The following is a 13,800-nucleotide window of genomic DNA, read 5'->3' as shown; positions in this document are numbered from 1 at the left end:
TAAAAATGCCAAATAAAAAAGGGTTTTAGTTCCAGTGGTTGGATGAATTTTTTGCTTTTGCTAAATGGGTTTCCTAATCTTCAATTTCCTGATTAATAAGAGATAGGATTTTTTCAATATCCTCTTTCAATGGAAGGTAGTGAGACTTATCTGTACCTTCCGCCGAAAAGATAAATAGCAATAATGCGTTCTCGAAGGCAACAGAATTCAAGAGATCCATATTGTTTCCGGTTCCACCTTGACTTTTTTCTTGATTGCTTTCAAGTACTCCGACTTCATTTAAAATTGTTTTTAAACTGTATTGATCGGATTTGAAAAAGTCTAATAGAGCTTGTCTCTGATCTTCTTGATCTCTTTCCTGCTGCTTGATGTCTTCCAATGTTGCCATCCAAGTGGTGAGGGATTGTTTCAATTCTTGGTTGGTGATGTCTTTCAAACTACCCGAATTGATAATTTCTGTTAAAAGCGAATTATTTGAATTCAAGGATATATCAAAAGCCAAAGCCTGATACAACAAATTAGAAAATTGCCTTTCAGAAATTTCAATAGGCCTTTGGTCCATGGCCTGGACGATTTCCTGTGCTCCTTGAATATTTTTTTGATTGATTTTTATGAGAGTATCCAGCTTCTGTTGTGTGATCAGAAACTCCTTTTCTAAACCAATGAGGTAGGTTTGTTCCTTTTTACGAAGTTGATAGTATTGGCTGGAATTATTGATCCAAAGAGCGATGAGGATACCTAGCACGACTAGGACAATTTCACCTAAGGCATAGACCAGGTAGTTTTTGATTCGGTTTTCAACGATAAGTTTTTTCTTGATTTTTTTGAAGAAAAGGAACATCTAAGTATTTGGGATCAGTACTCTTAGAAGGATCAAATTAAATCTGAATATAAGAGAATGGGGGAATATTTCCCGAATGTCACCTTGATTTTAAGGCACATTGATTCTTTATGATTTTGTTGAACCTGAATGGCATCTTTCGTAACTTATGGAGGTGTTGTAGGCATTATCAAAAAGTGATAAGTGTCATAGTTTTTATCAATCGAAAAAATATTTTTATCTAAAAACTTTTAGGTAAATTGGTTCCAGAAATTAACCTTAACCATTTATAAATAACACAACATTATGTCAGACAAAGCTTTTGATCACAATGGGAATGGAGACATCAGTAAATGCCCTTTCCATAATGGAACATTAGAGCAGGAAAAAATTAGTGTGGAAGGTACCCAGAATAAAGACTGGTGGCCAAAGCACCTTTCCTTGGATATTTTAAGACAACATTCGTCTTTGGTTGACCCTATGGGCACTGGCTTTGATTATGCCAAGGCCTTTGAAAGTATTGATTACGAAGGTTTGAAAAAGGACCTGACGGATTTGATGACAGACTCTAAAGAGTGGTGGCCTGCAGATTTTGGTCATTATGGTCCATTCTTTATCCGTATGGCTTGGCATAGTGCAGGTACCTATCGTCAGCAAGATGGACGCGGAGGTGGAGGAAGAGGTCAGCAGAGATTTGCTCCTTTGAACTCTTGGCCAGACAATGTCAGCTTGGATAAGGCGAGAAGACTTCTTTGGCCAATCAAGCAGAAATACGGAAGCAAGATTTCCTGGGCAGATTTGATGATTTTGACTGGAAACGTTGCTTTGGAATCTATGGGATTCAAAACTTTTGGCTTCGGTGGAGGTCGTGAGGATGTTTGGGAAGCTGATAAAGATATTTATTGGGGTGATGAGAAGGAGTGGGTAGCATCTCACAGAAATCCTGAATCACTTGCCAATCCGCTTGGTGCTACAGAAATGGGCTTGATCTATGTAAACCCAGAAGGTCCAGATCATAATCCTGATCCAGTTTTGGCAGCAAAATCTATCAGAAAGACCTTTGGAAACATGGGGATGGACGATGCAGAAACAGTTGCTTTGATTGCTGGTGGACATACTTTCGGTAAAACTCATGGTGCATCTACAGTGGATCACGTAGGTCCTGAGCCAGAAGCAGCTGATTTGGAATTGCAGGGCTTTGGTTGGAAGAACAGCTATAAGTCTGGAGTGGGTATCGATTCTATCACTTCAGGTTTGGAGGTAACTTGGACAACCAAGCCTACACAGTGGAGCAATGACTTCTTCACTCACTTATTCGAATACGAATGGGAATTGACCAAAAGCCCGGCAGGTGCGCATCAGTGGACTCCTAAAAACGGTGCAGGATCTGGAACTGTTCCTACTGCCGATTTGGAAGGGAAAATCGCTCCATCCATGTTGACTACGGATTTGTCTTTGAGATATGATCCAGCTTATGAGAAAATCTCCAGAAGATTCTACGAAAATCCAGATGAGTTTGCTGATGCATTTGCAAGAGCTTGGTTTAAGTTGGTTCACCGTGATATGGGACCTAAATCCAGATATTTGGGACCAGAAGTACCAGCAGAAGATTTGGTATGGCAAGATCCACTTCCTGTAGCAGATTATGATGCGATCGAAGATCAGGATATAGCTTCTTTGAAATCAAAAATTGCTGCTTCAGGACTTTCTGTTTCTGAATTGGTAACTACAGCTTGGGCTTCTGCTTCTACTTTCAGAGGATCTGATAAAAGAGGTGGAGCAAATGGTGCAAGAATCAGATTGGCTCCTCAGAAATTCTGGGAAGTAAATAACCCGACTCAATTGAACAAAGTGTTGGATACCCTAGAGCAAATCCAGTCTGAATACAATGCAGGCCAATCCGGCAAGAAAGTTTCTTTGGCAGATTTGATCGTGTTGGCAGGAAATGTAGGTGTAGAAACAGCTGCTAAGAATGCTGGCGTAGATGTGACTGTTGGATTTACCAAAGGACGAGTGGATGCTACTCAGGAGCAAACAGATGTAGAATTATTCGGATTCTTGGAGCCAGTTGCTGATGGATTCAGAAACTATCTGAAAGGAAAAACAACAGCTTCTACCGAAAGTCTTTTGGTTGACAAAGCTCAATTGTTGACTCTTTCTCCACCAGAAATGACCGTGTTGGTAGGTGGTATGCGTGCGATGGGAGCCAATTTCAACGGATCCAAATCTGGTGTGTTGACTGAGACTCCAGGATCATTGACCAATGATTTCTTTGCAAATCTATTGGATATGGGAACTGTTTGGAATGCAACTGACGAAACCAAAGAATACTTTGAAGGAAAAGATCGTGAAACCGGAGCTTTGAAGTGGACTGGTACTCGAGTTGATTTGGTATTCGGTTCTCATCCTGAACTTCGTTCTTATGCTGAAGTTTATGCGAGTTCAGATTCCAAAGAGAAGTTTGTAAAAGACTTTGTGAAAGCTTGGGAGAAAGTGATGGATCTGGATCGTTTTGATGTAGCTTAAAAATCAGTTTAGAATATACTTAAAGGCCCCGAAGCAATTCGGGGCTTTTTTCGTTTTACATCATGGATCCAATCGCTCCGCCAAGAATTGCAAAAACAAAAATCAAGACGTATAGCCCAATGGAAACTATGCAGAATATTCCCATGAATTTGTAAAGGGACTTTTGGTTTTCTAAAGCGTTTGCCAAAATATCGGAATCTCTTTGAATGATTGCCTTTTTGATTTTATCAGAAAAACGATACAGATATAGGGACGGAAAGAAGTAAATCAATCCAAATAAGGCATAGAATAACCCCATAAATATTCCCATGACTCCCTGAAAAGGATTTCCTCCAAATTCACTTCCAATCGAAGAGAAAATTGTGCCTGCAAATAAACCCATAAGAACCATCAGACCTGTTCCGATAAATCCTAAAATCGCCAAGAAATTTCCCCATCTGCTGGTTTCAGCCAATATGGGCAAGGAGGTATCTGGGATCGTTAATGAAGGCTTTTTTAAAGGTGTTTCTTCTTGAAAAGTGGTATTCTCTTCCATATTTTTATTGACAAGTTTTTTGAAAAATGATTAGTTGCCAATAAAGATATTTTAAGTGAATGCTGAAATACCATTCAAATTAATTTTCACTCTTTTTGTTTGTGGAATGTGAATCTGCCGTCAAAAATGATCAGTAGCTCATCTCCATTTTTTTCAAGGTTTACTTGATTTCCGGTTGTGAGGTCGAAATACTTATCAGGAGTCAATGCGCTCAGAATATTTACTTCTCCATTATTGGGATCATTCACTTGAAATTTACCATCAACAATCGCCACATCGATGAAATAATCTCCAATTCCAGGAACTTGCTCGTCCAAAAGATAGGTACCTAAATATTCTTGGAGATGTTCCTCTGGCAATGGAATAGTTTCGAGGACTTCTTGATTACTGATGTCCCAATCATAAAAATCGGAAACAGATCTAAGGATTTCAGCCATCAGGCTAACCCCTTGATCAGCATTGGTCATGATGATAACCGCTTCGCCACTATTGGCAAAGGCAACCAAATTATTGGAAAAGCCTGCGTTTTTTCCACCATGCCTAAAAAGTAGATCGTCACCTTCTCCGCTTAAAGCTGGGCCTAATCCCCATTCATTCAGATGCTTGGTTAGCATGGCTTCGACAGTTTCCTTTTTGAGCACTCCATCTGTTTTCCCTGATTTGATGTTTTGGATTTCTATGCAATATTTTGCCAAATCAGTGGGTGTGGTCCAAAGTCCCGCTGCTGCCTGTTCGGGGTAATTATGCCATTTGCCATCGATGATTTCTCCTTGTCTATTGTAAGCTGCACTGGCATTCGATTGCCATTTTTCTCCTAAAGGCTGTTGGTAGGTACTGTTTGTCATACCCATCGGCTTCAATATTTGCTCTTCCAAAAATACTTCCAAAGCTTGTCCTGAAATATCCTCGACGACTTTTTCCATGATTGTGTAGCCTCCCCCTGAATATCTCCAAATACTGCCTGGTATCGTGTCAACCCATACTTTGGGAGTATTTCCATCTCCATTCAGTACTTCGATGACTGTAGGAAATGTGTCTGTTTGGGAATAGCCTGGGAATCCGTGCACTGTGGTCCCTGCAGAATGAGTCAGTAACCTTCGTACAGTGACTTTTTCCTCGGAGGTGAATTCATTTTCCGCAACCTGATAACCTTGCAGATAGTCATTTACATTTTGATCCAGATCCAATTTTCCTTCTTCCATCAATTTTAAGGCTCCCAAAGCAGCAACTGGTTTGCTGATTGATCCGGCTTGAAAAAGGGTAGTAGGATCTACTTCTTTGCCTGTTTCCGTATCGGCTATCCCGTAACCTTTAGCCCATTTGATTTCTCCGTTTTCTACCACTGCTATACTAACTCCCGGGACATGATAATAGTCCATTCTGTCATAGATATTGTAATGGGTAATGGAATCAGAAGCTGAGCGATAGCTTGTCAAAAGACCGTTTTCAATTTGAGTAATTTCATCGCCTAAATTGATTTCAGTCTTTTCTTGACAAGCGCCGAAAATCAAAGTAGAAAGGAAAATAATGATAGCTGGTTTTTTCATACTGAGGTAGAATTCTTGTAGGGAGATTTACTTTTTAGTACCGATCAAATATAATATCACTCCGGGTCCAGATTTGATCTTATTGACTTCCCAATTATAGGTTTCATGGTTTTCCACTTGGGAAATCAACTGATTCATTTCATCCGCTGAATATGTTCTGAAAGCCGAAACCACACCGTCCCAAAGAACAAAAATTGGTACGATGGGAATCAGGTAGGTGAAAATGATTCTTCCCCATTTAAATGGTCGAATAAAAGGAGTGGTCAAGAGAACTGTGATCGGAGAAAAGATCATAGCCAAAACACTCGGGATACTTCTTTCTTGGGCTTCGAAAATAGCGATGGATTCATCTGAATTGACGGCATTTTGGAGAATTTGGATCGCATCCTTAGTCCTGAAATGATGGAAAGACAGGAATTGCGTTCTCAAACCTTTCAAGTCCTCAGGAACATTCCTCGCATCAACAGGTTTTGGGTAATATTCAAAGTTGCTAGCTTGTTCCTTTGTGTATTCAAAAGCTGAAAAATTGGGATACAGATCTGTCAAAATGATCTTAAGGTCTAGATGTAGACTTAGAAGTTCTTCATTGAGGCGAATCAAACCACCACCACCTCCGGAGCCCAAATCAATCATTTTAGCAATGCCCTGTTTTTGGAGGATATTGCTAATCAATGGAATGATCGGCTTATACATATTCGTCTTGTTGGAGAGGAATTGTAAAAAGTCCGTTCCATAGTTTCTCAAAAAATCAGGAAACCAAGATTGATCTTCAAATTCAAAAAGGTGAACTCTTCCCATGGGATCTGATGTCTACACGTATCCCAATTTAGGAAAAATTGAAAGAAAGAAGGCTGATTGAAATTTTTGCGAAAAGTAGACTCGCTTTATGGGATTTAATGCTCCTTTTTGAGGTCCTCCAACTTCTGATTTAGAGATTCGGTAAACTCTGGACCGTAATATTTTGCAGCTTTTTTCCCCTTTTCAAAGGCATTGATGGCCATCTGGGTTTCTCCCATCTGATAAAGGATATCACCCATATGATTCCAGCCATAGGCAAAATAGGGATCAAGTTTTACTGCCTTATTTAAGCAGGCAATGGCTTTTTCAGTATTGCCGCTTTCAAACCAGGCTTCCGCATAGGAATCATAAGCGCTGGGATTCAAAGAGTCTTTTTGAAGGAATGTTTCAAACGCCTGGATCGCTTCTTCCTTTTGATTGAGCTTTAGGCAGGCATAGCCCATGTGATTGTACGCAGGGAAGTATTCCTTATTCCTTTTCAGTAGGTCAATCAAGGTGATTTTGCCTTCCTCAGCCCGATCCATGGCTATCAAGGTCATGGCAAGGAGATGGCTTCCAAATTGATTTTCTGGATCCTTTATTAGGAATTCCTTGATATTGCTTTCGCAGCCCCAGTAATCTCCACTGGCAAAGCTGCATAAGGCCAGCGTAATTGAATTATTAGGGTCTGATTCGTCGGTAAGAGTCAAAGCCCTTTCAATATGCAAACTAGGGTCTTTGTAAAGCATAAAGTCGATCAAAGCCATGTAGGCATGAGCCAGGGCATGATCTTCCTTCATCAAAATCAATTGATCAAAAAGATGAGAGGCATTTTCATAGTAGGTACGATGAAAAGACATCCTTGCATCCAAAAGGCTTTGCTCGAAATCAGGCTTGATTTTATGAGTTTGACCTCTGCCTTCGAAAGCAAGAAATAATAGGAGGCCTGAAATGAAAAATAACTGATAATGTAGATGTTTACTCATACGCATACTAGAAAAGTGAAAAAATGTAACTCATTGAAGATAAGTTTGTTTTGGGGTATTTACAATACCTTCTAGCCAAATTTCAATCAAAGGTTATTTCCATTCAAAATCATACCTTCTTTGATTGTTTTCAGATAAGTAACAGCCTTACCATCTTCACCTACTTCAACAACACGGTAAGAAGGGAAAGGGTTTCCCCAGGAGCCCCCGAAGTGACCTGACCAAAGGAAAGGTTTCTTTTTGTAAAGCATAATGCCATCCACATCATGATCATGTCCATGGAATGTCGCTCGAACGTTAGGGTAGGAGGCTAACAAATCCAAAAATGGCTTGCAGTCTATCCCATGTCGGGTCCAGTCATTTTGTGAAATATGAACGAAAACAAAGACATGGGGAAGATCTTTAAACTCTTCTAATTTCTGTTTTGCTATGTCCATATCCACACATAGGTATTCTCCTTTGGTATTGGAGCAATTGAGTAAAACTACTCCATAGTCATTTTTGACCTTGAAGGAATGATTGACAGGATAGCCCATGGTTTCCAAGAAAGCAGCATCAGTCATATGATCGTGATTTCCTCGAGTCACATAGAAAGGAGCCTCAAATTGCTCAAAAACACCTTTTACCTCAGGAATCAAATCTGCATTATCATGAGTCAAATCACCATTGATCACCACAAAATCCACATCCTTTTCCTGATTGATTGCTTCGATCAAGTTCCTATGAGAAGTGTGGAAATCGGTATTGGGTTGGCCCCAATGTCCGTCAGAAGCGGTGATGAATTTCAGTTTGGTGTTTTTGGGAAAATCCATTTTCCCATAGAGCATAAAAGGCATAGTCATTAAAGATGAACTCAATAATGTGATTTTCTGGAGGAAGGGTCTTCGTTGCATGGATAAAATTTGGCTTAGAATGGAAATTACACATTCTAAGCCAAGTTTAGGTTAATTATAAATGAAGCTTTCCTTTTAGTTTTTTTAATTTAAACCCAAGAAATACGTGGAAAAAGCCGATTGTAAGCATTACCATTCCTGTAAGGACTACCAATGTCATCCCCGCAAATATTGGGTTCCAAATCATGATAAATGAGAATATCATTCCCAGAATGCCAAATGCCATCATCCATCCCCATTCTTTTATTCCATAGCTTTTCATATCCAAAGCAATCCCGATCCCAGCCACAGAACGAAACATAAATAGAAAACCAACGATGAATGGAATAGTAACCATAGAGATTTCTGGATGAATCATCAGAATAATTCCGGTGACGAATGTCAGAATGCCAATAGCTAGAATCCACCCCCAATTATCAAGTTCGTCCTTGTTAGAAAGAGAGAAGATGATGTCAGATAGTCCCGAGATGAAGAAGGAAATACTGAATAAAATGGCCAAAGAAAGATAGGCCGCTCCCGGGGACATAAAAGTGTAAACGCCTACGGCGATAAACAATATTCCTATCAGTAATTGGAGGTACCAATTTTTAATGGAGCTTTTGATTGATTTTAAAATTTCATTTGCCATGGTTGATTTGATTAAGGATAAAGAATAAATGAAAGTTTGGTAAAAAGAAGTTTTTTGACCTACTAAAAATTACGCACAATGAAGGAGAGAACAAATAAAAATTCTCTTTTAGTTTGATAGAAAGGGATTTAGGTTCAATTCAGACTATTATTTTATTTTTCATTTAAAGTACTTTTGGCATGGCCCAAAAGTACGAAAAGGCCTAGTCGCAGCTAAGCTTCCACCGCACATAGCCAACCCACTCCCCGCGGCTGCGACCTCCCACCGCACCACAAGTTTTGAGTTATGTGCAAAATTTGAAACTAGCCCTGAAGGGGCTAAACTTAAATAGCCCCGGGTAAGGTTTGCCGCAACCCGGGGTAGAAGAAGGCTTGTCTTTTGACCTCGGCCACGAAAATATTGTTAGGATTAGCGGTCTAATGCCGAGGAGCTTACGGAAATTAAATTGGAAGAACCCTTACTCTATTCTATTCCTTCCTTTGTATTGGTTTCTTGACTTATAACTACAATCAAGGCAATTTGAGATATCATTTTTACAAGGCAATCACACTTTTTCTCCTTCTTTCTGAATGTACTTTTGGCATGGCCCAAAAGTACGAAAACCCCGATGGCTATCGAGGGCTAGTCGCAGCTAAGCTTCCACCGCACATAGCCAACCCACTCCCCGCGGCTGCGACCTCCCACCGCACCACAAGTTTTGAGTTATGTGCAAAATTTGAAACTAACCCTGAAGGGGCTAAACTTTAATAACCCCGGGTAAGGCTTGCCGCAACCCGGGGTTGAAGAAGGCCTAATCTTTTGACCTCGGCCACGAAAATATTGCTAGGAGTAGCGGTTTAATGCCGAGGAGCTTGCGGAAATTAAATTGGAAGACCCCATACCAAGCCCTCTTTTTTAGTTTAATTAAGCTCTCTGACTTCCGTGCTAATCAAAATTGCAAAAAGAAAGGCCCAAGCCTTCCGACTTGGACCCTTAAAAGAAAGCTTAATAACTTTATATGATTGTCCGCAATCTTTCCAGTATAATCAGGAATCGGCTAAAAAGAAGCTTTGAAGCACAGTCTAGCAAACTTCGGTCATCCGTCATCGGTCTTCTGGCCCTGATTAACAAAGAAAATTTGGATTGTGGAGCAAAAGCGGATATTCATATAACTTTATTCTTTAGTAGTTTCAATAACACCACGGAAATACCCTAGAGATTCGGCAATCCCCATAAATGGATTATCCATATTTCTCTCGTGCTCCAGGCTACAAACTCCGGTATAACCTACTTTTCTGATCATACTTACCATCGCCGGGAAGTCAATAATGCCACGGCCAACTTCAAGAGAATATCCCAACTTAGTCGGTCCAGTCACATCCTTGATATGCATGTCAAACACGCGACTGTGGTATTTTTCCATATCTGCAACTGGATCCTTTCCATTACGGGTATCATGTCCGATGTCCAGGCACATTCCCATTCTTGGATCAAGATCTTTGGTATGATTCCATACATCGTCGGCATCTTGGTAGATTGCGATATCTGGGCCATGCAAATGGATCGCAAACTTGAAATCATACTCTTTTACCTTTTGTTCGACATAAGGAAGTAGCTCTACATTAGGAACGCCCACAATCAACTTCACACCGACTCTTTTTGCATAGTCGAATGCTCTATCAACTTCCTCTTGGGTTTTCATATAGATAGGGCCAACGGCATATCCAGTCACATCATGGGCTTTTAGCTTTTCATGAAAAGCTGCGATTTCAGCATCGGTGCTATTCATTGGCAAATGAAAATCTTTGATACATAGGTTATGGACATCTAAGGCTTTCAAGGTTTCGAGTGCCTTGTCGAGATCAAATCTTGCAAAAGTGTATCCTGCAATTCCGACTTTGAATGTTTCACCTGTTTCAGGTGGAAGCTGTGGTCCGGGTCTGGTTTCTTGAGCTTTGCACACAATCAGGGAAAAGGCAAATAAAAGGGTCAATAAGGTTGATTTCATGTTTTTATTTTTGGGATTCTTGATATCAATTTAGCAAATGCAAAGCAAAGAGAGGTGCTGTGCCTATCCAAATACTGCGGAATCGTTTGCTTTGAATGGAGCGAGCCGGCCCTGGTCCCTACGCCCTGTTCCGTGTCCTCACGGAACTTAATCCAAGAAGCCCTTGACCGAGCCGACTCGGAACCTTATTGCATTATCAAAAAGACCTAAGTGAGACACATGCAACTATTATTTTTGAATTTCGAACATCGAATGCTTAAACTTGCCGGCCCAAAAAACTCAATTACCGATATGAAAACCATGTGGATCACCCCCGAGGGATTGGAAAAGCTGAAGGAAGAACTGGATCATCTTTGGAAAGTAGAACGTCCTGAAACAACCCAAAAAGTGGCTTGGGCGGCTAGCCTAGGAGATCGCTCGGAAAATGCTGACTACCATTACAATAAAAAGCGTTTGCGAGAAATAGACAAGCGGGTGCACTACCTGCGCAAATGTATCGATGATCTAAAGGTGATTTCCTATGCTCCTTTTCAAGAAGGTAAAGTCATGTTTGGAGCTTGGGTTGAGATCGAAAATGTAAAAGGGCATAAGATCCGTCTCCGTGTTGTTGGAGGGGAGGAGATCATTCAGCGAAGGGATTATATCTCCATCGATTCACCTATGGCTCAGGCCTTGCTGAAGAAGGAGGTCGGTGAAGAGGCTATCGTCCAAACCCCCAACGGGCTAATGACCTGGAAGATCAGGAATATTGAGTACGAGAAATAGGGAGGGGGAGCTGGTTTCCAAATCTTAATTATTCAAAACTCATCATTCGGTGTTCGATATTTTAGAGAATGGAGATTGAGAGAATAGAGATTGTCCATAGTCCATAGTCCATGGTCCAAAGACGATAGAAGCGGGTTTCCAATTCTTCATTATTCAATATCCATCATTCGATGTTCGATATTTAAGAGATTGGAGATTTAAAGAATAGAGATTGTCCATAGTCCATAGTCCATGGTCCAAAGACGATAGAAGTGGCTTTCCAAATCTTCATTATTCAAAATTCATCATTCGATGTTCGATATTTTAGAGAATGGAGATTGAGAGAATAGAGATTGTCCATAGTCCATAGTCCATGGTCCAAAGACGATAGAAGCGGGTTTCCAATTCTTCATTATTCAATATCCATCATTCGATGTTCGATATTTAAGAGATTAGAGATTTAAAGAATAGAGATTGTCCATAGTCCTTGGTCCATAGACGATAGAAGTGGCATTCCAAATCTTCATTATTAGAGATTTAGAGAATTTGAGATTAGAGATTTTGAGATTCAATTGCACCTGGCCCGGTAATTATCGGGATAGCTGGATATCATGAATTGCAAATTCAAGAAAAAAAAAGCGTAGTCGCAGAAACGCTTAAGGGGGTACTTTTGTTGATCTCGGTTTTTCATTTTAAATCAGATGTATTTAGCCGATGGAATCTATATTATTTAGATGAAGCAAACATCAAATACTCCTCGATTTGATATTCATCTTTGATAAAATATTTTCCAAAAAAGACCTCTTCAACAATGGACATATGTTTTGCCGATTCTTCAGCAACTGCATCAAACCCTCCTCCATCTTCTGGAAAGTACCGATCGAAAGTTGTCTTATTATCGAAGGAATAGATCAATACAAAATCTGCTTTTGATTTAAGAGTATTATCAGTTGTTCCCCAACCTCCTGATCTCCAAGGTTCACCTGCTTGGCAATTGAATCCCGGATATGCTCGGTACAAGGGTAGGTACTCTTGCTCCAGCCACTCTCTAGCCTCCTTTTTAGAAATGCCATCTTGTAATTTTAAAAAACGAGGAGCGATCATCCATTCTTTTTCAGGTATGTCGCCTTGAATTGACGTGTTCTGATTATTTACAAAACTGAACAATACTAGCCCTATAGTAATGATCAGAAATCCGGATAGTAGATTTCTCATGTTTTTCTAATTTAATTCTGTTTCTATTCTTCTCTAAGTTCGGGAGAGTAACTATGCCACCAATCTTTCCCTTGTTCTTTTACATAATATCCTGGTTGACTATTTTCAAATCCATATCCAGGTTTATAATTATGAGTAACATGGACTGTTACTGCTTTCCAATCTTCACCTATCTTTTTCATGCCGTAGGTGAAGCAACCCTTTACAATCGTAGTATCTCCAGTCATGCTGACCCTTACATTGTCAAATTCAACCAAATATGAAGCTGCATCATTGGAGATAACGCTCACTTTGTGATTGCTTAGATCCCATCTAACCATCTTTCTCCAATTTTCGGGATTTAGAAAGTCCTTCCAGATGCCAGAACATGTCAAATAATCACCCCAATAATACCCGTCACCAAAAATTACGAAGTCTTCAACCTCACAATAAAATTCCATAACCGTTTCATAGTCCAAGTTCTCGATCCCTTGAGCATGTCTTTCGGATGATTTAATAATATCTTCTTTTATTCGTTCAATTGCATCTGCGGACAGTTCGTCATTTTGCTGGTTACAAGCAAAAAGCATAAAAGTCAAAAGGACAAAAATCCATTTCATAATTTTATTTTTTAATGCATCACAAAAGTCCTGAATATGAAAAGTAGCGGATTTTAAGCACTAAATTTCGGATAATAGCTTTCCTTTAATTTATTCATTTTCATTCGTTTAAGTTATTAAATCGAAATTTTTTTTAGTTCCCATGACATAATCATGTTCGTTTTAAGAACAGAACCAAAAAGAAATCTATCATGGAATACCGATTTTCTCCTAAGGCATTCATTGGTGTCGATGTGCACAAGCGACAATGAAGAGTTAGGGTCTTTAAGCCAATTACAATAATAAAACCTTCTGTCAGGCAACTGATCCCAAAGCTTTGAAGTCTTATTTGGATCTATTGTGGTCTATTATCTTTCGGAGGTACTCTATTTTATTAAGTAAGAGCTTTACAAAACCGTCCAGAAACTGGTTTTATTAAGACATAGTCGGCTTTTGAATTCCAAATTCAAAAAATAAAAAAGCGTAGTGGAAGACTACGCTTAGGGGGGAGAATAGAGATTGTCCATAGTCCATGGTCCAAAGACGATAGAAGCGGGTTTCCAA

At 39.7% G+C, this 13,800-nt stretch carries 12 protein-coding genes; 2 read left to right on the top strand and 10 right to left on the bottom strand.

Features of this window, described 5'->3' with window-relative positions; all coding sequences use genetic code 11:
* Positions 1–73 precede the first annotated feature (73 nt).
* The gene (locus BUF13_RS11715) at positions 74–841 is read right to left on the bottom strand and encodes a hypothetical protein (RefSeq protein WP_073571994.1); all 768 of its coding nucleotides are present in this window, start codon (positions 839–841) and stop codon (positions 74–76) included.
* A gap of 285 nt (positions 842–1,126) precedes the next feature.
* On the opposite strand from BUF13_RS11715, the gene katG reads away from it, so the two are divergent.
* Positions 1,127–3,346 (top strand): catalase/peroxidase HPI, encoded by a 2,220-nt coding sequence (gene katG / locus BUF13_RS11710; protein WP_073571993.1) that lies wholly within the window; start codon positions 1,127–1,129, stop codon positions 3,344–3,346.
* Positions 3,347–3,401: 55 nt separating this feature from the next.
* Here the strand turns inward: katG and BUF13_RS11705 are convergent, their stop codons facing one another.
* The 7 genes from BUF13_RS11705 to BUF13_RS11675 form a co-directional block, all read right to left on the bottom strand.
* Positions 3,402–3,881: a DUF5362 family protein gene (locus tag BUF13_RS11705; protein WP_073571992.1), complete on the bottom strand. Its 480-nt coding sequence runs from the start codon at positions 3,879–3,881 to the stop codon at positions 3,402–3,404.
* Positions 3,882–3,967: 86 nt separating this feature from the next.
* Positions 3,968–5,428 (bottom strand): serine hydrolase domain-containing protein, encoded by a 1,461-nt coding sequence (locus BUF13_RS11700; RefSeq protein WP_073571991.1) that lies wholly within the window; start codon positions 5,426–5,428, stop codon positions 3,968–3,970.
* A 27-nt stretch (positions 5,429–5,455) separates the two neighbouring features.
* Complete coding sequence (locus tag BUF13_RS11695; RefSeq protein ID WP_073571990.1) at positions 5,456–6,226, bottom strand: hypothetical protein; 771 nt, start codon at positions 6,224–6,226, stop codon at positions 5,456–5,458.
* Between the two features lie 95 nt (positions 6,227–6,321).
* Entirely contained in the window at positions 6,322–7,191 is an 870-nt protein-coding gene (locus tag BUF13_RS11690) for a tetratricopeptide repeat protein (protein WP_073571989.1), read from the bottom strand.
* Between the two features lie 86 nt (positions 7,192–7,277).
* Positions 7,278–8,084: a metallophosphoesterase family protein gene (locus tag BUF13_RS11685; RefSeq protein WP_073571988.1), complete on the bottom strand. Its 807-nt coding sequence runs from the start codon at positions 8,082–8,084 to the stop codon at positions 7,278–7,280.
* Positions 8,085–8,139: 55 nt separating this feature from the next.
* On the bottom strand, positions 8,140–8,712 hold the full coding sequence (locus tag BUF13_RS11680; RefSeq protein WP_073571987.1) for an HdeD family acid-resistance protein: 573 nt from the start codon (positions 8,710–8,712) through the stop codon (positions 8,140–8,142).
* 1,153 nt (positions 8,713–9,865) lie between these two features.
* Complete coding sequence (locus BUF13_RS11675; RefSeq protein ID WP_073571986.1) at positions 9,866–10,699, bottom strand: sugar phosphate isomerase/epimerase family protein; 834 nt, start codon at positions 10,697–10,699, stop codon at positions 9,866–9,868.
* A 219-nt stretch (positions 10,700–10,918) separates the two neighbouring features.
* Here BUF13_RS11675 and greB point away from each other — a divergent pair, with 219 nt between their 5' ends.
* Positions 10,919–11,464: a transcription elongation factor GreB gene (gene greB, locus BUF13_RS11670; protein WP_243839733.1), complete on the top strand. Its 546-nt coding sequence runs from the start codon at positions 10,919–10,921 to the stop codon at positions 11,462–11,464.
* A gap of 705 nt (positions 11,465–12,169) precedes the next feature.
* Here greB and BUF13_RS11665 read toward each other — a convergent pair.
* Together BUF13_RS11665 and BUF13_RS11660 are read right to left on the bottom strand one after the other, a co-directional pair.
* Positions 12,170–12,658 carry a hypothetical protein gene (locus tag BUF13_RS11665; RefSeq protein WP_073571985.1) on the bottom strand — a complete coding sequence of 163 codons (489 nt, stop codon included), beginning with the start codon at positions 12,656–12,658 and terminating at the stop codon, positions 12,170–12,172.
* Between the two features lie 23 nt (positions 12,659–12,681).
* Positions 12,682–13,257 (bottom strand): hypothetical protein, encoded by a 576-nt coding sequence (locus tag BUF13_RS11660; protein WP_073571984.1) that lies wholly within the window; start codon positions 13,255–13,257, stop codon positions 12,682–12,684.
* Positions 13,258–13,800 lie beyond the last annotated feature (543 nt).

It is taken from the genome of Algoriphagus zhangzhouensis (assembly GCF_900148515.1).
Taxonomy (GTDB): domain Bacteria; phylum Bacteroidota; class Bacteroidia; order Cytophagales; family Cyclobacteriaceae; genus Algoriphagus; species Algoriphagus zhangzhouensis.
Note: the sequence above shows the minus strand (reverse complement) of the source record. Positions and strands in the feature narration are given on the sequence as shown.

Bases quoted from the DNA above. Each gene is read 5' to 3' on its own strand.
- BUF13_RS11715 (WP_073571994.1), bottom strand. From the start codon at position 841: ATGTTCCTTTTCTTCAAAAAAATCAAGAAAAAACTTATCGTTGAAAAC.
- katG (WP_073571993.1), top strand. From the start codon at position 1,127: ATGTCAGACAAAGCTTTTGATCACAATGGGAATGGAGACATCAGTAAA.
- BUF13_RS11705 (WP_073571992.1), bottom strand. From the start codon at position 3,881: ATGGAAGAGAATACCACTTTTCAAGAAGAAACACCTTTAAAAAAGCCT.
- BUF13_RS11700 (WP_073571991.1), bottom strand. From the start codon at position 5,428: ATGAAAAAACCAGCTATCATTATTTTCCTTTCTACTTTGATTTTCGGC.
- BUF13_RS11695 (WP_073571990.1), bottom strand. From the start codon at position 6,226: ATGGGAAGAGTTCACCTTTTTGAATTTGAAGATCAATCTTGGTTTCCT.
- BUF13_RS11690 (WP_073571989.1), bottom strand. From the start codon at position 7,191: ATGAGTAAACATCTACATTATCAGTTATTTTTCATTTCAGGCCTCCTA.
- BUF13_RS11685 (WP_073571988.1), bottom strand. From the start codon at position 8,084: ATGCAACGAAGACCCTTCCTCCAGAAAATCACATTATTGAGTTCATCT.
- BUF13_RS11680 (WP_073571987.1), bottom strand. From the start codon at position 8,712: ATGGCAAATGAAATTTTAAAATCAATCAAAAGCTCCATTAAAAATTGG.
- BUF13_RS11675 (WP_073571986.1), bottom strand. From the start codon at position 10,699: ATGAAATCAACCTTATTGACCCTTTTATTTGCCTTTTCCCTGATTGTG.
- greB (WP_243839733.1), top strand. From the start codon at position 10,919: ATGCAACTATTATTTTTGAATTTCGAACATCGAATGCTTAAACTTGCC.
- BUF13_RS11665 (WP_073571985.1), bottom strand. From the start codon at position 12,658: ATGAGAAATCTACTATCCGGATTTCTGATCATTACTATAGGGCTAGTA.
- BUF13_RS11660 (WP_073571984.1), bottom strand. From the start codon at position 13,257: ATGAAATGGATTTTTGTCCTTTTGACTTTTATGCTTTTTGCTTGTAAC.